General features: G+C 67.7%; 17 protein-coding genes. 12 read left to right on the top strand and 5 right to left on the bottom strand.

What is annotated here, in order from left to right:
* Nucleotides 1–235: 235 nt before the first annotated feature.
* The 4 genes from AC3WMR_RS27290 (at nucleotide 236) to AC3WMR_RS27305 (ending at nucleotide 6547) form a co-directional block, all read left to right on the top strand.
* A complete protein-coding gene (locus AC3WMR_RS27290; RefSeq protein WP_492266229.1) occupies nucleotides 236–1393 on the top strand; it encodes an FAD-dependent monooxygenase in 1158 nt (385 codons plus the stop codon).
* An 81-nt stretch (nucleotides 1394–1474) separates the two neighbouring features.
* Nucleotides 1475–2014 (top strand): (2Fe-2S)-binding protein, encoded by a 540-nt coding sequence (locus tag AC3WMR_RS27295; protein WP_492266230.1) that lies wholly within the window; start codon nucleotides 1475–1477, stop codon nucleotides 2012–2014.
* Nucleotides 2011–5073: a c-type cytochrome gene (locus tag AC3WMR_RS27300; protein ID WP_492266231.1), complete on the top strand. Its 3063-nt coding sequence runs from the start codon at nucleotides 2011–2013 to the stop codon at nucleotides 5071–5073. Before AC3WMR_RS27295 ends, AC3WMR_RS27300 begins: the two co-directional genes overlap by 4 nt.
* A gap of 157 nt (nucleotides 5074–5230) precedes the next feature.
* A complete protein-coding gene (locus AC3WMR_RS27305; RefSeq protein ID WP_492266232.1) occupies nucleotides 5231–6547 on the top strand; it encodes an MFS transporter in 1317 nt (438 codons plus the stop codon).
* Between the two features lie 4 nt (nucleotides 6548–6551).
* Here AC3WMR_RS27305 and AC3WMR_RS27310 read toward each other — a convergent pair whose 3' ends face one another.
* The gene (locus AC3WMR_RS27310) at nucleotides 6552–7049 is read right to left on the bottom strand and encodes a MarR family winged helix-turn-helix transcriptional regulator (protein ID WP_492266233.1); all 498 of its coding nucleotides are present in this window, start codon (nucleotides 7047–7049) and stop codon (nucleotides 6552–6554) included.
* Nucleotides 7050–7160: 111 nt separating this feature from the next.
* The gene (locus tag AC3WMR_RS27315; protein WP_492266234.1) at nucleotides 7161–8012 is read right to left on the bottom strand and encodes a helix-turn-helix transcriptional regulator; all 852 of its coding nucleotides are present in this window, start codon (nucleotides 8010–8012) and stop codon (nucleotides 7161–7163) included.
* Nucleotides 8013–8109: 97 nt separating this feature from the next.
* Between AC3WMR_RS27315 and AC3WMR_RS27320 the strand changes: the two genes are divergently transcribed.
* Nucleotides 8110–8994: an SDR family oxidoreductase gene (locus tag AC3WMR_RS27320; protein ID WP_492266235.1), complete on the top strand. Its 885-nt coding sequence runs from the start codon at nucleotides 8110–8112 to the stop codon at nucleotides 8992–8994.
* Between the two features lie 32 nt (nucleotides 8995–9026).
* Here AC3WMR_RS27320 and AC3WMR_RS27325 read toward each other — a convergent pair whose 3' ends face one another.
* A complete protein-coding gene (locus AC3WMR_RS27325; RefSeq protein ID WP_492266236.1) occupies nucleotides 9027–9461 on the bottom strand; it encodes a SecDF P1 head subdomain-containing protein in 435 nt (144 codons plus the stop codon).
* Nucleotides 9462–9638: 177 nt separating this feature from the next.
* On the opposite strand from AC3WMR_RS27325, the gene AC3WMR_RS27330 reads away from it, so the two are divergent.
* The 5 genes from AC3WMR_RS27330 to otnK all read left to right on the top strand — a co-directional run bounded on the left by AC3WMR_RS27330 (nucleotide 9639) and on the right by otnK (nucleotide 14029).
* A complete protein-coding gene (locus AC3WMR_RS27330) occupies nucleotides 9639–10085 on the top strand; it encodes a hypothetical protein (RefSeq protein ID WP_492266237.1) in 447 nt (148 codons plus the stop codon).
* 86 nt (nucleotides 10086–10171) lie between these two features.
* On the top strand, nucleotides 10172–10810 hold the full coding sequence (gene otnC, locus AC3WMR_RS27335; protein ID WP_492266238.1) for a 3-oxo-tetronate 4-phosphate decarboxylase: 639 nt from the start codon (nucleotides 10172–10174) through the stop codon (nucleotides 10808–10810).
* Between the two features lie 77 nt (nucleotides 10811–10887).
* Nucleotides 10888–11865: a D-erythronate dehydrogenase gene (denD, locus tag AC3WMR_RS27340; protein WP_492266239.1), complete on the top strand. Its 978-nt coding sequence runs from the start codon at nucleotides 10888–10890 to the stop codon at nucleotides 11863–11865.
* Complete coding sequence (gene ltnD / locus AC3WMR_RS27345; protein WP_492266240.1) at nucleotides 11862–12770, top strand: L-threonate dehydrogenase; 909 nt, start codon at nucleotides 11862–11864, stop codon at nucleotides 12768–12770. Before denD ends, ltnD begins: the two co-directional genes overlap by 4 nt.
* Nucleotides 12767–14029, top strand: coding sequence for a 3-oxo-tetronate kinase (gene otnK / locus AC3WMR_RS27350; RefSeq protein ID WP_492266241.1), 1263 nt, complete (start codon nucleotides 12767–12769; stop codon nucleotides 14027–14029). The genes ltnD and otnK overlap by 4 nt, the downstream gene beginning before the upstream one ends.
* A 61-nt stretch (nucleotides 14030–14090) precedes the next feature.
* On the opposite strand, the gene AC3WMR_RS27355 is transcribed toward otnK, so the two are convergent.
* Both AC3WMR_RS27355 and AC3WMR_RS27360 read right to left on the bottom strand, forming a co-directional pair.
* Nucleotides 14091–14798, bottom strand: coding sequence for a FadR/GntR family transcriptional regulator (locus AC3WMR_RS27355; RefSeq protein ID WP_492266307.1), 708 nt, complete (start codon nucleotides 14796–14798; stop codon nucleotides 14091–14093).
* A gap of 44 nt (nucleotides 14799–14842) precedes the next feature.
* Nucleotides 14843–15745, bottom strand: a complete 903-nt coding sequence (locus AC3WMR_RS27360) for a LysR substrate-binding domain-containing protein (RefSeq protein WP_492266242.1) — start codon at nucleotides 15743–15745, stop codon at nucleotides 14843–14845.
* Between the two features lie 142 nt (nucleotides 15746–15887).
* On the opposite strand from AC3WMR_RS27360, the gene AC3WMR_RS27365 reads away from it, so the two are divergent.
* Both AC3WMR_RS27365 and AC3WMR_RS27370 read left to right on the top strand, forming a co-directional pair.
* The gene (locus AC3WMR_RS27365; RefSeq protein ID WP_025138432.1) at nucleotides 15888–17216 is read left to right on the top strand and encodes an MFS transporter; all 1329 of its coding nucleotides are present in this window, start codon (nucleotides 15888–15890) and stop codon (nucleotides 17214–17216) included.
* Nucleotides 17216–18313, top strand: coding sequence for a M14 family metallopeptidase (locus tag AC3WMR_RS27370; protein WP_492266243.1), 1098 nt, complete (start codon nucleotides 17216–17218; stop codon nucleotides 18311–18313). Before AC3WMR_RS27365 ends, AC3WMR_RS27370 begins: the two co-directional genes overlap by 1 nt.
* Nucleotides 18314–18504 lie beyond the last annotated feature (191 nt).

Below are 18504 nucleotides of genomic sequence, written 5' to 3' on the forward strand. Positions count from 1 at the left end.
GGTAAGCAGGCTAGGGTTTTCGATTAATTGAAAAACAGCGTATACGCTCTATTCTTGCAGGCATCGAATCGAATCGCCAACATGAGTTTCATCATGGTTTTCACCTAATTTGCCCTTTATTGGTGCAAATTTGGAAGGGTAAACGCTATGTGGGCACGATTAACCTGGCTCTCTGCCTGACCCGAAAATTAAAGCGTGTACGGGCTAATTTTCAAAACGCTACAAGGAGATATCCGTGTCCAAATCCCCTCGAATCGCCGTCGTCGGCGCCGGCCTTGGCGGCGCGGCCACCGCTGCGCTGTTGCTCAAGGAAGGCCTGAACGTGCGCGTCTATGAGCAGGCGCCGGGTTTTTCGCGCCTGGGGGCCGGCATCCACGTGGGTCCCAACGTCATGAAGATCCTGCGCCGCATCGGCGTCGAAGACGCGCTGAACGCGCAGGGTTCGCATCCGGATTACTGGTACAGCCGCCATTGGGAAACGGGCGACGTGCTGGCGCAGATTCCGCTGGGCGACTACGCGGTCAAGCACTATGGCGCGTCGTACCTCACGGTGCATCGCGGCGACTTCCATGCCCTGTTGATCGATGCGCTGCCGTCCAGCGTGATGGCCTATGGCAAGCAGCTGACTCGGGTCGAGGACCGCGGGAACGTCGTCGTGATGCATTTCACCGATGGCACCTCGGAAGAGGCCGATATCGTGATCGGCGCCGATGGCGTGAATTCGTGCATTCGCGAGGAACTGCTGGGCCCCGAATTGCCCAAGTACGCCGGCTACCTGGCGCATCGCGCCGTGTTCCCCACCCCCCAGGTCAAGGCCGGCATGATGCCGTTCGACGACTGCGTGAAGTGGTGGAGCGACGATCGCCACATGATGGTCTACTTCGTCACCAGCAAGCGCGACGAGCTCTATTACGTGACGGGCGTGCCGGTCGAGCATTGGGACCTGAACGACCGCTGGCTGGCCAGCAGCCAGGAAGAAATGCGCGAGGCCTTCCAGGGCTGGCATCCTACGGTGCAGGCGCTGATCGATGCCACCGTGGAGGTGACCAAGTGGTCGCTGCTGGAACGCGACCCGCTGCCTCTCTGGAGCCGCGGCCGCCTGGTGCTGCTGGGCGATGCCTGCCACCCGATGAAGCCGCACATGGCGCAAGGCGCGGCCATGGCCATCGAAGATGGCGCCATGCTGGTGCGCTGTTTCAAAGAGGTGGGCGTGCACAACCACGAATTGGCCTTCGCGCTGTACGAGGCCAACCGCGCCGAGCGCGCCAGCAAGGTGCAGCGCATCTCGCACGACAATACGTGGCTGCGCACCAACGAAGATCCGTCGTGGTGCTTTGGCTACGACGTGTTCTCGGTGCCGCTGATTGACCCGGCGGCCAAGGCCGTGGCCTGATATTTTTACGGGTTGGGGGAAAACCGTTTTCCCCCAACCGTGCCGCCGCCGCCCGCCGCCACCCTGAAGACCTGCCAAGCTATGGGAACCCCCGCCAATTCCGACTGTGCCGTTTCGCCCATCCGCCTGCGGGTCAATGGCCGCGCTTGCGAGGTGCCGGCCGCGCCCGACACGGCGCTGCTGCACGTGCTGCGCAACGATCTGGAACTGAATGGCCCCAAGTACGGCTGCGGACTGGGCGAATGCGGCGCCTGCACGGTATTGATCGACGGCATGGCGGCGCGTTCGTGCGTGATTCCGGTGCGGGCGGCACAGGGGCGGCAAGTGACCACGCTGGAAGGCCTGGGCACGCGCGAGCAGCCCGGGCCCACGCAGCAGGCGTTCATCGACTGCCAGGCAGCGCAGTGCGGCTATTGCCTGAACGGCATGATCATGACGGTCGAGGCGCTGCTGCGCCGCAACCCGCAGCCGTCCGAAGCGGACCTGCGCAGCGAACTGCATCACAACCTGTGCCGCTGCGGCACGCATGTGGAAATCATGCAGGCCGCATGGCGGGCCGTGCAATTGAAGGCGGAAGCGGCCAAGGCCGCGCTGGCCGGCACATCGGGCGGGGCGGCATGAATCAGCCCTTGCACGCCTCGGTGACGTCGGTGAGCGACCTGCCCGCCGCGCTGCCGTCCGACACGCTGCATGGCCTGGCCCTGCGTGCCCCCGAAGCGGCCTGGGACGGTGCGCGTTATCGCGGGCGCGGCCTGGCCAGCATCGATCTGGCGGGTGCCAGGAAGATGGCGGGCGTGGTGGCCGTGGTGCACCAGGGGCACTTTGCGGGCGTGGTCGCGGCGTCGCCATTGCAGGCGCGCCAGGCGGTGGCCGGTTTGAATCCGGTCTGGCTTGCCGCCGACAGAAATCCGGCCGTTCATGCGTCGGCGGGGGACGTCGACGAGGATGCGTATCGCTGGCGTATGCCGGCCGATGACAACCATCCCGCTGCGCGCGTCGCCGTCTGGTGCCTGAACGGCCACGTGGGCGCATGGCTGCCGGCCTGCGGGCCGGACGTACAGCGCCAGGTTCGGCGCGAACTGGCCCAATTGCTGCAATGCCCCGAAGCCGCCATTCGTTTGACTTTGTGGCATGACGATGCGGCTGCCAGCGATAGCCAGCCTCCCCATCCGTTGAGCGTGCTGGACGCCGCCGCGGACGCGGCGCTGCTGTCGCAGGCCATTGGCCGGCCGGTGAGCGTCGCGTGTGTGGCCGTCGCGGGCGGGGAACTCGCGTTGCGGGTGGCGCAGGCGGCTGCGCCTGCGACCGTCATCTGTCCCACGGACAGTGACGCCGCAGACGTTACCCCGTCAATGCCAACCGATGCGGTGCACGCCGCCGTCGCCGCGCCGGACCTGCCGCGTGGGCAACCGGCACGCCAGGGTTTCGTGGCGAACGCGCCCTGGGCGGTGCGCCCCAGCCTGGCCCGCCTGCTGAGCCAGCCGGGCATCGCCTCGGCCAGCGCGCAGGCCACGGTACGCACCGATTTCGCCGTGCAGTCGCCCCGGTCGGCCTCGGCGCCCCTGCACGCCGGGGTGCAGGACCTGAATGCCGCGCAGGTGTTCGCACAGGAAAGCCTGTGGCACGAGCAGGCGCTGGCGCAGGGCGTGGACCCGCTGGCGTGGCGGCTGCGGCAACTGCCGGAAGGCCCGGGCCGCGATCTGGCCATGCAGGTGGCCGAACAGGCGTCGGTCATCGGCGGCGGCATGGCCCAGGGGGCCGACGGCCGCTTGTGGGGCCGCGGCTTCGCCACCGCCGCGGCGCAGGGCGTGGATGATTCGGGCGCCGACCAGATGGTCTGGAGCGCCTGGGTGGCCGAAGTGGCTGTGCAGCCGCAGACCGGCCATATCGAAGTGACCCGCGTGGTGGCCGGCCACGACAGCCGGCATCTGCATGCGGCGCAGGGTGTGCCGATGCAACGAGAGATCACGCATCAAGCGCCGCAATGCCTGGAAGACGCGCGGCGGCTGCTGGCCGCACCTGCGGCCTTTGACGATTGGGGGGCTACGGCAGCGTCGGCGCCAGACCCGGCCGCGTCGGCCACCCACGCGCTGACCGCCCGCGAGGCGCGCAACGACGTGACCGGCCTTGACGCCAATACTGTGGGCCCGTTGACGCAGGGGCGCCTGGCGCTGGACGGCGTGATGACGCTGCCCGCCGCGGCCGCCATCGCCAATGCCATCCAGGACGCCACCGGTGTGCGCCTGCGCCAGGCGCCGTTCCGGTCCGAACATCTGCGCCTGGCGCTGGCCGCACGCGAGAGCGCGCCGGCGGGCAAGCTGTGGCGCCGCAGCTGGGGCTGGGCCACGGCCGCGGCGGCCGGGCTGGCGGGCCTGGCCGTCATGGCGTGGCCTGCCAAGCCGGCGTTGCCGCTGACGGCGGGGCCGGATGTGTCGCTGTATTCCCCGCAGGCCATCGCGCGTGGCCGGCTGGTGGCGGCGGCTGGCGATTGCGTGGTCTGCCATACGGCGCCGGGCGGCGCGCCCAATGCCGGCGGTTTTGCGCTGGAAACGCCCTTCGGCACGGTGTATTCCACCAACATCACGCCGGACCATGACACCGGCATCGGCCGCTGGTCATTTGCGGCCTTTGATCGCGCCATGCGGCAAGGCATCCACCAGGACGGCCGCCAGTTGTACCCCGCGTTTCCGTACACGGCTTTCGCCAAGCTCACCGACGCCGATATGCAGGCGTTGTATGGCTACCTGATGTCGCAGCCGGCCGTGGCATCCACGCCGCCGGAGACGCAGCTGGCATTTCCGTACAACTTGCGCCCGATGATCGCCGGCTGGAACCTGCTGTTCCACGACGCCGCGCCGTATACGCCCGATCCCGACCACAGCCTTGAATGGAACCGCGGCGCCTACCTGGTGCAGGGGGCCGGCCATTGCGCCGCCTGCCATTCGCCGCGCAATGCGCTGGGTGCGGAAAAGGGCGGTCTGGATTACCTGGCCGGCGGCGAGGCCGAAGGCTGGACCGCGCCGCCGCTGAACCGGCTGGCCGACGGCAAGCTGCCCTGGACCCGCGAAGGCCTGACCCAATACCTGCGCACGGGCTATTCGCCCCGCCATGGCGTGGCCGCGGGGCCGATGGCGCCCGTGATCCACGGGTTGTCGGAACTGCCCGAGAGCGATGTGCGGGCGATTGCGACGTACTTGATGGAGCTGCCCAAGCCCGCGGGCGCGGTGCAGGCGGATGCGGCGGCGCAGGTCGTCGGCACGCAGGCCGCAGCGCAACCCGCGCCCGTTGCCGCCGCGCCTGCCCCTCTTTCGCCGCCGGCCCCCTTTGCCGACCTGTCCGGCCAGGTGCGCAACGCCAAGGGCGAACGCCTCTACCAGAATGCCTGCGCCGCCTGTCACGAGGCAGGCAGCGGCCCCACGTTGTTCGGCGCCAAGCCGCTGCTGGGCCTGAACACGAATCTGCATGCCGCCACGCCGGACAACCTGATCCAGGTGATCCTGCACGGCATCCAGGCGCCCGCCAACGATGAGCTTGGCTACATGCCCGGCTTCAAGGACAGCCTGGACGATCGGCAGGTGGCGGACTTGATCGAATATTTGCGCGAGCGGTTTGCGCCGGAGGAAAAGCACTGGCCAGTGGATATGAAGATGATTAGCACGCTGCGCGAGCACGCGCCGTAGCAGCAAGGGGAAGCACCAGGGCATCTCTGCCCGCCACTGTGCACATGCCGCCGGCCATGCTGCACAGCCATGAACATGCGGCTCGTATCGGCCCGGATCTGGCGCCGAGGGGAACGCTTGCGCCGTTGAATTCGCTCAATACAAGGGGAGTCCTCTCATGACAGGTTCATTTGTTTCCGTGGAAAAAGGCATCCAGCTAGCGGGTGTCGGGAAGTTCCAGTACCGCTTGTTCGTGATCTTCGGCCTGGTCTGGCTGGCGGATGCGATGCAGGTGCTGTCGATCGGCTTTTCGGCGCCGTCGATCGCCAAGACGTTTGGCGTGACCGTGCCGCAGGCCTTGCAGACCGGCACCGCGTTCTTCGTCGGCATGCTGATCGGCGCCTTCGTGTTTGGCCGCCTGGCCGACCGCATCGGCCGCCGCCCGGTGCTGATGATGGCGGTCATCATTGACGCCTGCGCGGGCGTGGCGTCGGCCTTTGCGCCGGAATTGAGCTGGCTGCTGTTGTTGCGCTTCGTGACGGGCATCGGCGTGGGCGGCACGCTGCCGGTGGACTACACCATGATGGCCGAGTTCCTGCCCAGCGACCGCCGCGGCCGCTGGCTGGTGCTGCTGGAATCGTTCTGGGCCGTGGGCACGATCTGCCTGGCGTTGCTGGCGCTGGCCGCCGTGTCGTGGGGCGACGACGCCTGGCGCGTGATCTTCTTCGTGACCGGCCTGCCGGCCTTGATCGGCGTGGCGCTGCGTTTCTACATTCCTGAATCGCCCATGTACCTGAACCGCAATGGCAAGTCGGACCAGGCGCGCAAGGTGCTCGAACGGGTGGCCCGGGTCAACGGCCGCGATGCCGAGATTCCCGCGCTGCAGCCTGAGCTGCAGGCCCGCAAGCCGCTGTCGGCCCTGTTCTCGGCCGATTACCGCCGCCGCAGTCTGGCGTTGTTTCTGGCCTGGGCATTGATTTCCATCGCCTACTACGGTGTGTTCGTGTACCTGCCGGTCAAGCTCAGCAGCGAAGGCTTTGCTTTCATGCGCGGCCAGGAATTCCTGGTGCTGCTGGCGCTGGTGCAGTTGCCCGGGTTTGCGCTGTCGGCCTATGGGGTCGAACGCTGGGGCCGCAAGCCCACGTTGGTCGGCTTCCTGCTCTTGAGCGCGGTGGGCTGCATGCTGTACAGCCTGGGCACGGCGCCGTCGGTGGTAGTGGGGTCGACCCTGCTCATGAGCTTTTCGCTGCTGGGCACGTGGGGTGCGTTGTACGCCTTCACGCCAGAGGTCTATCCGACCGATCTGCGCGCCAGCGGCATGGGCATGGCGGGCGCCGTGGCGCGTTTTGGCGGCCTGTTCGCGCCGGCCATCATTGCGCCGCTGATGGCCAACCATTTCACGCTGTCGCTGGTGGTGCTGTCCAGCATGCTGCTGGCGGGCGCGGTGTCGATCTGGGCGGTGGACGTGGAGTCGCGCAACCGCGCGCTGGACTAAGGGACTACGGGGCCGGGGCCCGCGCGACGCCCTGCCCGGCGTCCGTGGGCCCTGTGTCGTTCTCCAGCATCTTCTTGAGCAGAAACACGAGCGCCAGGCGTTCGGCGGGATTGAGCTTGCCGAAGGTGCCTTCAGTGATCTGCTTGGCAAAGGGCTCCATCTGCCGCACCAGTTCGTGGCCGGCGGGCGTCAGGTTGATGACGACCTTGCGGCGGTCTTGCTGGTCGTGGTCCACCTGCACCAGTTCGCGTTGCTTGAGCCGGTCGACCACGCCACGCACCGTGGCCTGGTCGATGACGGTGGACTTGACCAGGTCGACCAGCGAGCTGGCGCCGTGGTCGCGCACCGAACACAGCACCACGAACTGCGCGGCGGTCAGCTGCGAGTCCGGGATGAACTGCTGAAACAGTGCGGTATGCCGTTGATAGACACGGCGCAGCAGGTGGCCGATCTGATCGGAAAACAAATAGTCATCCCTGGTGGACGCGGACTTGCCTTTCATGTTGCGCTCAAGCCTATTCGAAGCGGTGCAGCAAGCACCATGATCTTGCTCAATGAATCTTGTGCGAGTGTACGGGCACGGTGCGACGTCATCGGGCGTTTTATTGCGGAACTAGCGGGGTGCTTCAGCGCGGCGGGGCGGCAGGGACGCCAGCAGTGCGCGGACGCGGTCGGCATCGGCGTCGGTGGCGGGGTGGTAGACCACCATCGCCAGGTCCGGCCGGCCGTCCACAGAGAAGCCGGAGTATTCCAGTTCGATCTGGCCGGCGCTCGCATGGTGCAGGCGCTTGGTGCCTTCACCGTAGGCGCTCACGTCGTTGTCGCGCCACAGCGCCGCGAATTCGGGGCTGGCCTGGCTGAGTTCCTCGACCAGCTGGGCCGCGTCGGAGGCCGCCCCGGCGCGGATCACGTCCGCGCGAAACGCGCCCACCACAAAGCGCGCAATGCCTTCCCAGTTGTCTTGCGCGCCGCGCACGCGCGGGTTGCAGAACACCAGCCGCAGGATGTTGCGCTGCTCGGGCGGCAGGGCGCCGTAGTCGGTCAGCACGGCGCAGGCCGCGCGGTTCCAGGCAACCACGTCCCAGGTCGGGGTGCGGATGATGGCGGGGCTGACCTCCAGGGCGTCCAGCAAGCGCTGCAAGCGCGGGGTGACGCTTTTGGCGGATTGGTATTTGACGTCTGCCGGGTGCCCGCGGCCCAGCATGAACAGATGCTGCCGTTCGGGTTCGGTCAGCATCAAGCCGGTGGCGATGCGGTTCAAGACGTCGACCGACGGGGCGCCGCCCCGGCCCTGTTCAAGCCAGGTGTACCAGGTGGCGCTGATGTTCGATAAGTGCGCGACTTCTTCGCGCCGCAGGCCCGGCGTGCGGCGGCGGCGGGTGGAAAAGCCGAAGGTGGCCGGATCGAGCCGGCTTCGGCGGTCTTTCAGATAGGCCCCGAGGGGGCTGTCGACAGAAGGTGCCATGGTGAGCCAGTGAAGATTTATACCCCTATAAGCTCACTACTTTAACTGGATATTGCCTGGCTGCAAGATGGCGCCTTCACTATCCAGGAGAGCGGTCATGCGCATCTTTCTGACCGGGGCAACCGGTTTCATCGGCTCGAAAATCGTGCCGGAACTTATCGCGGCGGGGCATCAGGTGCTGGGTCTGTGCCGTTCGGCAGCGGGCGCGCAACAGTTGCGCGCGGCGGGCGCCGAGGTCTATCAGGGCACGATCGAGGATCCGGACGGTTTGCGCCGCGGCGCCGCCGACTGCGACGGCGTGATCCACACGGCGTTTGATCATGATTTCGACCATTTCGTCGCCAACTGCGAAAAAGACCATCGCGTCATTCTTGCGCTGGGCGATGCGTTGCAAGGCTCGGCCCGGCCGTTGATCGTGACGTCGGGCACGCCGATGGGCATTGCGGTGCCGGGCCAGCCCGCCACCGAAGACCATTTCAATGCCGACCACCCCAATCCGCGCAAGGCCTCGGAACTGGCGGCAGAAGCCTTGCTGTCGCGTGGGGTCAATGTGGCGGTGGTGCGTCTGTCGCAGATCCACGACGCGCAAAAGCAGGGCCTGGTCACTGAACTGGTCGCGCGGGCGCGCGAAACGGGTGTGTCGGCCTACGTGGGGGAGGGCGCGAATAACTGGTCCGCCGCGCACGTGTCGGATACCACGCGCCTTTATCGGGCGGCGCTGGAGCGCGGCGTGGCCGGCGCTCGCTACCACGCGACGGCCGAATCGTGCATTCCGTTTCGCGACATTGCCCAGGCCATCGGCCAGCGTTTCGGCCTGCCGGTCATTTCTTTGCAGGACGCCGACGTCGCCGGACATTTCGGCTGGATGGCCCGGTTCGTGGGGCATGACATGTCCGCGTCGAGCGTCAAGACGCGCGAGTGGCTGCACTGGCAGCCTACGGGGCCGGGCCTGCTGGCCAGCGTGGCCGCGATCAGGGACTAGCGAGGCAGGCTGTCGTCGGCGGGTGCGCGCGTTCAGCTTTCCGGGGTGGCAGAGCGCTTGGTCGGCCGCGCTCCCCAGTCGCTCGATGCCGTGCCGTCGTCATCCACGGTCAGCCCGTCGCTGGCCATGATGCCCTTGGCGATCTCTTCGGCCGACTTGCCTGCAAAGCCGTGTTCACCCGCCACGATGCGAAAGCTGTCGCCTTCCAGCGGGCTTTGTAGCGTGGCCGATGACAGCAGCACGCCGTTCGAGCGCAACTGCACGCGCTTGCCCACGCGGTTGCGGGTGAAGTCGGCCAGGGCCTGGCGGCTGCCGGGTTTGAGCACCACGTCGACGAAGCGCATCGACGTGACCTGATCCGTGCCGGGGGTGGCGCTTTCGGCTTGCAGTGTCACGGTCTCGGCCAGGACGGCGGCGGGCGCCAGCATCAGCAGCGCGGCGCAGGCGAAGGATCGGAAACCGGTCATTGGGGAGTTCTCCAGGAAGCGTACGAGCAATGCCGGCATCCTAGCCGGGCCGGGCGGGGCAGGGCATTACGAGTTGTATTCAGCCGTTGGTTTCATCGTCGTTCGCCCGCTACTATGGCGGCTCGATCATCGAAGGTGGCCAGCATAGACCCCGGCTGCCACAAGGAATCCTGGTCCATGAAACTGCGTGCGTCCTTCTTCCTGTCTGGCCTGTTGCTGGCGGGCGTCGCCCATGCCGGCTCGGCGCCGGCCGAACTGTCCTGCGTCTCGGAAAGCGGCAAGGTGGCGCTGCGCGGCGTCGTGCCATCGCCTTCGTCCGACGAGCTCAACGTGGTCCTGACCTACGTCGGGGCCAAGATGACTTTCGACATCGACAGGCAGCCAGGCTATGTGGTGGCCGATTTTCCGCAGGGCATCTTCACGCTGGTCGCGCCGTATGAGGATTGGCCGCTGACGCTGTACGCGTTGCCGGCCAGCGTCACGGTGAAAAAGCAGGAAAACGGCGACGTGGCGGGCACTTTCCAGGCCAAGCTGTCGGGGCCGCGCCCGGGCGCAACCGTCGCGCCAGGCGCCGCCAATCCGCTCAAGGCCACGTTGAACTGCAAATACAAATACTCGTTGTAAGACCGTCTTCAGGACGGTCGCCCGCGGCCAAGCTTTCCGGGTAATCCCGCTATCGGGATTTTCGGCAAGATTTGTATGATGACCATATGACATCAGAATCGCAGGTCCGTGAAGAAATCTGCACCGTCGGCGCCAGCCTGTACCAGCGCGGCTACACGGTGGGGGCCGCCGGCAACATCAGCGCCCGGCTCGACGATGGCTGGCTGATCACGCCTACCGATGCGTGCCTGGGCCGGCTCGATCCGGCCGACCTGGCCAAGGTCGATCTTGCCGGGCAACACGTGTCGGGGGGCAAGCCGTCCAAGACATTGGCGTTGCACCAGGGCATCTACCAGGCCGACCCCGCCGCGCGTGGCGTGGTGCACACCCATTCGACCCATCTGGTGGCGCTGACGCTGGCCGGCGTGTGGCGCCCGGACGAGGTGCTGCCGCCCATCACGCCGTATCAGGTCATGAAGGTGGGCCGCATTCCACTCATTCCCTATCGCCGGCCGGGCGATCCCGTTGCGGCGGCACAGGTGGCGGCGCTGGCGGCGCAAGTGCGCGGCGTGCTGTTCGAACGGCTGGGGCCGGTGGTGTGGGAACGCTCGGTGTCGCACGCCTCGTTCGCGCTGGAAGAGCTGGAAGAAACGGCGCGCCTGTGGCTGATGTCCGACCCCCGGCCCGACCCCTTGCCCGAGGCGGCCATCGAGGAATTGCGCACCGTGTTCGGCGCGCGCTACTGAAGGACCAAGGGGCTGCGCGGGTGCGTCACGTCGCCGGATGTGCGCCATGCCTGTCCCAATCTCGCGGGAGGCGAGCGATGAGAATACTGATTACGGGCGGCGCGGGCTTTCTAGGCCAGCGTCTGGCGCGCAAACTGTTGGAGCAGGGGCGACTGGCGCTGGGTGGCGCACGCGAACCGATCACACAGATCGACCTGCTTGACGTGGTGCAGACCGACGCCATCAACGACACCCGGGTGCGCTCGGTGAAAGGTGATGTGGCCGACCCCGCGGTGCTGGAATCGCTCATCGACCCCGACACGGCCGCGATATTCCACCTGGCCGCGATCGTCAGCGGACAGGCCGAAGCCGATTTCGACCTGGGCATGCGCATCAACCTGGACGCTTCGCGCGCGCTGCTGGACACCTGCCGCCTGCGCGGGCACCGGCCGCGCGTGGTCTTCACCAGCTCGGTCGCCGTCTACGGCGGCGCGTTGCCCGAGACGGTGCGCGACGATACCGCGCTGAATCCGCAGTCTTCCTACGGCACGCAGAAGGCCATTGCCGAATTGCTTTTGGCCGACTACACGCGCCGCGGCTTCGTCGATGGCCGGACGTTGCGCCTGCCGACCATCAGCGTGCGGCCAGGGCGGCCCAATGCGGCGGCTTCGTCGTTTGCCAGCGGCATCATCCGCGAGCCCTTGAATGGCGAGCCGGCCGTGTGCCCGGTAGGCGCCGACACCCGGCTGTGGCTGCTGTCGCCGCGCCGTGCAGTGCAGGCGCTGATCGCGGGCTGCGAACTCGACGCGGCATCCGTGGCAGACCGCCGGCCGATCAACTTGCCGGGCGTATCGGTGACGGTGGCCGAGATGGTGCAGGCGTTGCGCGACATCGCGGGCGATGCCGTGGCCGGCCGCATCAGCGGGCAGGCGGACCGGCGCATCGAGGCCATCGTCGGCAGCTGGCCCGGCCGCTGGGACACCACGCGCGCGACCCGGCTGGGGCTGACGGGCGACGCCAGCTTTGGCGACATCATTCGCGCCTATATCGGCGACGACCTGCGGGGATCGCTATGACCATAGACAGGCAATCCTCGCGCCCGGTCGGCGTGATCGGCCTGGGCGCCATGGGCGCGGGCATCGCGGCCAGCCTGCGGCGCGCCGGATGCCGCGTGCATGCCTACGACATCCGCCCCGGCGTGGCCGCGGCATTCGTCGAACAGGGCGGTGTGGCCTGCGCGACGTTGGCGGACATGGCGGCCGATTGCGACATCGTGGTCAGCGTGGTCGTGAATGCCTCGCAGACCGAAGCCGTGCTGTTCGGCGAAGGCGGCATTGCGTCGACGCTGCGGCCGGGCAGCGTGTTCGTGATGTGTTCCACCGTGGACCCGACCTGGTCGGCCGCGCTGGAAACCCGTCTGGAGGCGCTGGGCATCCATTACCTCGATGCGCCCATCTCCGGCGGCGCCGCCAAGGCTGCCGCCGGCCAGATGACGATGATGACCGCGGGCACTGCCGCCGCCTACGCCGCCTGCGGCGACGTGCTGGAATCCATGGCGGGCAAGGTCTATCGGCTGGGCGACCGCGCCGGCGCCGGCAGCAAGGTCAAGATCATCAACCAGCTGCTGGCCGGCGTGCACATTGCGGCCGCGGCCGAAGCCATGGCGCTGGGCCTGCGCGCGGGCGTGGACGCCGAGGCGCTGTATGACGTCATCACGCACAGCGCGGGCAACAGCTGGATGTTCGAGAACCGCATGCCGCACGTGCTGGCGGGCGACTACACGCCGCTGTCGGCCGTGGACATCTTCGTCAAGGACCTGGGCCTGGTGCTCGATACCGCGCGCCACAGCAAGTTTCCGCTGCCGCTGGCGTCCACCGCGCACCAGATGTTCATGCAGGCCTCGACCGCGGGGCATGGCGGCGAAGACGACAGCGCGGTCATCAAGATCTTTCCGGGCATCACCTTGCCGGAGTCGCCATGACGATCAAGCTGGGCTGCATCGCCGATGACTTCACCGGCGCCACCGACCTGGCCAACAACCTGGTGCGCGCCGGCATGCGCACAGTCCAGGTCATAGGTGTGCCGTCCGCGCCGCTGGACGATTCCGCGGATGCCGTGGTGGTGGCGCTGAAGACCCGCACCATCGACCCCGCCGAGGCCGTGACGCAGTCACTGGCGGCATTGGCGTGGCTGCGGGAGCAGGGCGCCGAGCAGATCTATTTCAAGTACTGCTCCACGTTCGACAGCACGCCGCAAGGCAACATCGGGCCTGTCACCGACGCCTTGATGACGGCGCTGGATACTCGTTTCACCATCGCCACGCCCGCCTTTCCGGACAACAAGCGCACGGTGTTCAAGGGCTATCTGTACGCGGGCGACGTGCTGCTGAACGAATCGGGCATGCAGAACCACCCGCTGACGCCGATGACCGACCCGAGCCTGGTGCGCGTGCTGTCCGCACAGACACGGCGCCGCGTCGGGTTGATCGACTACACGGTGGTGGCGCGGGGCAGCGATGCCATCCGCGCGCGCATCGGCGCACTGCAAGCCGAGGGTGTGCAGATCGCCATCGTGGACGCGATTTCCAACGACGACCTGTTGGCCTTGGGCCCGGCGTTGCGGGGCATGCCATTGGTGACGGCCGGGTCGGGCGTGGCCATCGGCCTGCCGGCCAACTGGGGCCTGGCCGCGGGCGCGGCGGCCGGCCTGGCGCGCGAACCCGGGCTGCAGGCCGTGGTGGCGGGAAGTTGCTCCACCGCCACCCAGGGGCAGGTCGTGGCCTTTATCGAAACGGGGCGGCCGGCCTTGGCGCTGGATCCGTTGCGGATCGCGGCCGATGGCGGCGTCGCGGCTGTCGTGGCCGAGGCCCTGGCCTGGGCCTCGCCGCGGCTGGCGGACGGACCGGTGCTGATCTATTCCACCGCCCGGCCCGACGCCGTGCAAGCGACGCAAGCGGCACTGGGCGCCGCGCATGCCGGGGCGCTGATCGAAGCGGCGCTGGCACAGATCGCGAAAGGCCTGGCGGCGCAGGGCGTGCGCCAGTTGATCGTCGCGGGCGGCGAGACCTCGGGGGCGGTGGTGCAGGCATTGGGGCTGACGCAGTTGGCCATCGGCGAGCAGATCGATCCGGGCGTGCCGTGGTGCGCCGGGCATGCCCAGGCGGTACGGGCGCGCATGAGCGTCGTCTTGAAATCCGGCAATTTCGGCGGTGCGGACTTCTTTACGCGGGCCTTTCAATAGGGAATGCGAAAGGGAGTGCGCCCGCTGCACGACCGCAGCCCGCGAGATGAACCCTGAACAGCTAGCGGTGCGCCTGCCGCAGCCGCTTGGCCGCGTTGACCATATGGACGCGCGCCGCCTCGCGCGCGCCTTCCACGTCTTGCCGCCGGATGGCGTCGGCGATGGCCTGATGTTCCTGCAGCACGGCGCGCATCAGGTCCGCATGGCGGGCTTCGTTGCCGCGCGTAACGCGGGTGGCGGCTTCCAGGAACTGGCTGACGAACGCCAGCGTCGTCAGGAAATACGGGTTGCCGGTGGCGCGCGCAATGCTGCGATGAAAGGCCACGTCTTCCTTGACGCCGTCGCCGCCGTTCTCGACCGCCTGCGAAATGGCCGCCAGCGCGTTGTCGATGGCGGTCAGGTCGCGTTTGCTGCGCTGCGCGGCAGCCTGGGCCGCGATCTCGGTTTCCAGCGCGCGGCGCAGGTCCACGATATGCAGTACCGCGTCCAGTGACGACAGCTCGGTGGCATCGATGCGCAGCGCCCGGTTGCCGCCCTGCGCCGTGACGAACACGCCGCTGCCCTGGCGCGCCTCGACGATGCCATCCTGGCGCAGGCGCGACACGGCCTCGCGGATCACGGTGCGGCTGACGCCGAACTGTTCGGCCAGGCGGGTCTCGGTGGGCAGTTTTTCACCAGGCAGCACGCGGCCTTCGTCGATTTCGGCGCGCAGTTGCTTGGCGACGGTATCGGTCAGCGTGGGGGGCGTGTGCAGTCGGGGAAACGCCATGGAAGGGGGCGGCAGGGAAGGACTTTGCATGATACCCCGCAGCGTCAGGCGGCCGCGCGCGCCGCGTTCAGGCAATCGATGAAATACTGCGCCGCCGGCGTCGGCGGCGATTCGGCCCGCGTCAGGATAGATACCCGCGCGGCCGGCAGCGGATGCGCCAGCGGCATCACGCACAAGGGGTGCGGCACCAGCTCGCGATGAAAACCGTTGCGCACGAAGAACCCCACCGCATCGCTTTGTGCCAGGATCGCCAGCGCGATGGCGATCGACTGGCACGGAATCACGTCCGTCGGTGTCGGCAGCCCGCGCGACGCGTAGGCCAGGTGCAGCAGGTTGGTGGGCGCCTGCGTATTGCCCGGCATCAGCCACAGCAGGTCGCGCAGCTCGGCCAGGTCGGTGGCGTGGCGCAGCGGATGGTCTGCCCGGGCGCCCACCACCAGCGGCAAGGTGAACAGCGTGGTGCGCGCGAAACCGTCGTAGATGTCGCCGTCGTATTCCGTCTGCACCACCAGGTCGTAGCGGCCGGCGTCCAGCTGTTCATGGCTGTAGGGCGCCGCCACTTCGTGGAACGCCACCGCCACCCGCGGCATGCGGGCGCGAAACGCCGCCAGCGCGGCGGGCAGCACGGTCAGGGCCGACGAACTGATGGCCAGGTTCAGCGTGCCGCCTTCGCCGTCGCGCATCTGGTCGATGTCTTCCTGCGCCCGCCGGGCTTCCTGCAGGATCAGCACGGCGCGCTTGTGCAGGGCCTCCCCATAAGGGGTGAGTTCCACCCCCTTGGCGCTGCGCCGCACCAGCTCGGCGCCCAGGCTTTGCTCCAGTTCGCGCAGGCTGCGCGTGGCGGCCGGCTGGGTGACGCACAGGGCGCGCGCGGCGGCGCGGATGCTGCGGTGTTCGGCGATCAGCACGAAGGCGCGTAACTGGCGCAGGTTCATCGGGGCAGGCACGGGGCAGGGATATAAGCAAAAGTCATCGCTGCAGCAAAAATACTGTCTTTCGCGTTTCAAGGGCCATCCGTATATTCACTAGCACCGCACGGCGCCCGGGATAGGGCCAGGCGGCCAAAGGATCGGACATCAAGGGGAAAATATGTCTATCGCCATCGCAGCCGGCGCCCGTGCGCCCAGCCTGCATACGCCGTCCATGCGCCGGCGCGTCATTGCCGGCACCACCATCGGCAATGCGCTCGAGTTCTTCGACTTCACCGTCTTCACGTTCCTGATGCTGGTGATCGGGCCGCTGTTCTTTCCGGCGGCCTCCAGCTATGGCCAGCTGCTGCTGACCACCGCCACGTTCGGTGTCGGCTTCCTGATGCGGCCGGTGGGCGGCATGCTGATCGGTTCCTATGCCGACCGCCACGGCCGCCGCGCCGCCATGACGCTGACGCTGTGGCTGATGGGGCTGGGCTGTGCGCTGATCGCCGCCGCGCCGACCTATGCGCAGATGGGCCTGGCGGGCCCGGTCATGATGGTGCTGGCGCGGCTGATCCAGGGCTTCGCCGCGGGCGGGGAAGTCGGCGCGTCGACCACGTTGCTGGTCGAGCATGCGCCGGCCTCGCGTCGAGGCTTCTATTCCAGCTGGCAGTTCGGCAGCCAGTCGTTGGGGGTGGCGCTGGGCGCGCTGGTGGTGGGCGGCCTGACGGCGGCGCTGACCGCCGAGCAGATGCAGGCCTGGGGCTGGCGCCTGCCCTTCGTGATCGGCATCCTGACCGTGCCGGTGGGCGCATACATTCGCCGCAACCTGGAAGAGACGCTGACTCCCCAGGATGAACCGGACCGGCCCCGCGCCTCCGGCCACCAGCCGCTGCGCCGTATCTTCGCCGAGCACAAGGCCGAGGTGGCCAAGGGCATCCTGCTGATGATCGGGGGCATGGTGTGTGCGCAGATCATCGGCTTTTACATGCCGGCCTACGCGCACCGCGAATTGGGATTGCCCGCGACTTCCACATTGTCGGCCAGCGTGGTGGTGGGGGCGGTGGGCTTTTTCTGCGCGCCGCTGGTCGGTATGCTGGCCGATCGCGTCGGGCGCAAGCGGGTGATCTTCTGGTCGCGCGTGGTGACGGTGGCGGTATTGCTGCCGTGCTTTCAGTGGCTGGTGGCCGAACCCAGCAGCGCGCGCCTGATGACCGTGGTTGCGCTGCTATCGGTGCTGCTGGCGCTGCAATCGGCGCCGGGCATCACCATGCTGCCCGAGCTGTTTCCTAAGTCCGTGCGCACGACCGGCATGTCGGTCGTGTACGGATTGGGTATTTCCGTTTTCGGCGGCTTCGCCCAGTTCTTCGTGACCTGGCTGCTGCACGTGACGGGCAACCCCATGGCCCCCGCCTGGTACCTGATGGTGGCGGTGGCGATTTCCACGGTGGTGCTGTTCTGGATACGCGACCGCACCGGCGACGATATCGACAACCAGGAGACCTGATGCAATCCGCAACCCCTTATTTTTCCCGCAGCTATGCCCAGGCGCGCGACCGCTTCGCCGCCGCGGCCCGGCCGCTGGCCGCGCACTTCGCGTCATATGCGATCGAGCCCCAGGGCCGCGAGGGCGAGGCCTTGGCTACCGACGTGGCGCTGATCGGCGACCCGCGGGCCGAACGGCTGCTGATCATGACGTCGGCCACCCATGGCGTCGAAGGCTTCTGTGGCTCGGGCTGCCAACTGGCGCTGCTGGACGACGCCGACATGCTGGCGCGCGCGCGCGCAGCCGGTGTGGCGCTGCTGCTGGTGCACGCCGTGAATCCGCATGGCTTCTCGTGGATCGCCCGCACCGACGAAGGCAACGTCGACCTGAACCGCAACGCGCAGCCGTTCGGCGCCCAGCCCTTGCCCGCCAACCCCGGCTATGCGCAGATCCATGATCTGCTGCTGCCCGCGCAGTGGCCGGCGAACGAGGCCAACCGCGTGCAGATCGGCAGCTATATCGCCGAACACGGCCTGCCGGCGTTCAAGCAGGCGGTCACGCGCGGCCAATACACCCATGCGGATGGCCTGTTCTACGGCGGCGATCGTCCCGCCGCGTCGCTGCTGAACCTGCGCCGCATCCTGGCCGAGCATGCCGCACGCTACGCGCAGATCGGCTGGATCGACGTGCATACGGGGCTGGGGCCGCGCGGGCATGGCGAGAAGATCTACGCGGGCCGGCGCGACGAGGCCGAAGTGGCGCGCGCCCGCCGCTGGTGGGGCGCCGACATCGCGGTGCCGTACCAGGGCACGTCCGCGTCGGTGGACATCACCGGCCATCTGGCCGGCCTGGTCTACGACGCCTGCCCGGCGTCGGTGCCAACCTTGATGGCGCTGGAATTCGGTACGCTGCCGTCCGAAGACGTGGTGGATGCGCTGCGCGGGCGCAACTGGCTGCGTGCGCACCCGGATGCGGATGCCGCGCAGCGCGATGCGATTCTGCAGGCGACGTTGGAAGCCTTCTATTGCGATGCGCCGGACTGGCATGGTGCGGTGCTGGGGCAAAGCCGCGTGGCGGTGCTGCAAGCGCTGTCCGGGCTGGAAGGCGCGGGCACCTGAGCGCGTGATGGCCTGACGCGGCATCGGCCGATCCTTGCGGATCGGCTTGATTTACTTTCAGAATGTTATATCATCCTTCAGCTATTTGTAATGATATAACATCCAAGAGAGTAACGATGAAAGGCACAACGCTGGGGATTGCACGGGCAGACGGCAAACGAGGAGGCGGCAAGGCCCCGGGACGGCGGGCA

This window comes from Achromobacter sp. FW305-C-28 (assembly GCF_058783235.1).

Bases quoted from the DNA above. Each gene is read 5' to 3' on its own strand.
- AC3WMR_RS27295 (WP_492266230.1), top strand. From the start codon at position 1,475: ATGGGAACCCCCGCCAATTCCGACTGTGCCGTTTCGCCCATCCGCCTG.
- otnK (WP_492266241.1), top strand. From the start codon at position 12,767: ATGACGATCAAGCTGGGCTGCATCGCCGATGACTTCACCGGCGCCACC.
- AC3WMR_RS27300 (WP_492266231.1), top strand. From the start codon at position 2,011: ATGAATCAGCCCTTGCACGCCTCGGTGACGTCGGTGAGCGACCTGCCC.
- AC3WMR_RS27315 (WP_492266234.1), bottom strand. From the start codon at position 8,012: ATGGCACCTTCTGTCGACAGCCCCCTCGGGGCCTATCTGAAAGACCGC.
- AC3WMR_RS27330 (WP_492266237.1), top strand. From the start codon at position 9,639: ATGAAACTGCGTGCGTCCTTCTTCCTGTCTGGCCTGTTGCTGGCGGGC.
- AC3WMR_RS27305 (WP_492266232.1), top strand. From the start codon at position 5,231: ATGACAGGTTCATTTGTTTCCGTGGAAAAAGGCATCCAGCTAGCGGGT.
- AC3WMR_RS27325 (WP_492266236.1), bottom strand. From the start codon at position 9,461: ATGACCGGTTTCCGATCCTTCGCCTGCGCCGCGCTGCTGATGCTGGCG.
- AC3WMR_RS27365 (WP_025138432.1), top strand. From the start codon at position 15,888: ATGTCTATCGCCATCGCAGCCGGCGCCCGTGCGCCCAGCCTGCATACG.
- AC3WMR_RS27370 (WP_492266243.1), top strand. From the start codon at position 17,216: ATGCAATCCGCAACCCCTTATTTTTCCCGCAGCTATGCCCAGGCGCGC.
- AC3WMR_RS27320 (WP_492266235.1), top strand. From the start codon at position 8,110: ATGCGCATCTTTCTGACCGGGGCAACCGGTTTCATCGGCTCGAAAATC.
- ltnD (WP_492266240.1), top strand. From the start codon at position 11,862: ATGACCATAGACAGGCAATCCTCGCGCCCGGTCGGCGTGATCGGCCTG.
- AC3WMR_RS27310 (WP_492266233.1), bottom strand. From the start codon at position 7,049: ATGAAAGGCAAGTCCGCGTCCACCAGGGATGACTATTTGTTTTCCGAT.
- AC3WMR_RS27355 (WP_492266307.1), bottom strand. From the start codon at position 14,798: ATGGCGTTTCCCCGACTGCACACGCCCCCCACGCTGACCGATACCGTC.
- otnC (WP_492266238.1), top strand. From the start codon at position 10,172: ATGACATCAGAATCGCAGGTCCGTGAAGAAATCTGCACCGTCGGCGCC.
- denD (WP_492266239.1), top strand. From the start codon at position 10,888: ATGAGAATACTGATTACGGGCGGCGCGGGCTTTCTAGGCCAGCGTCTG.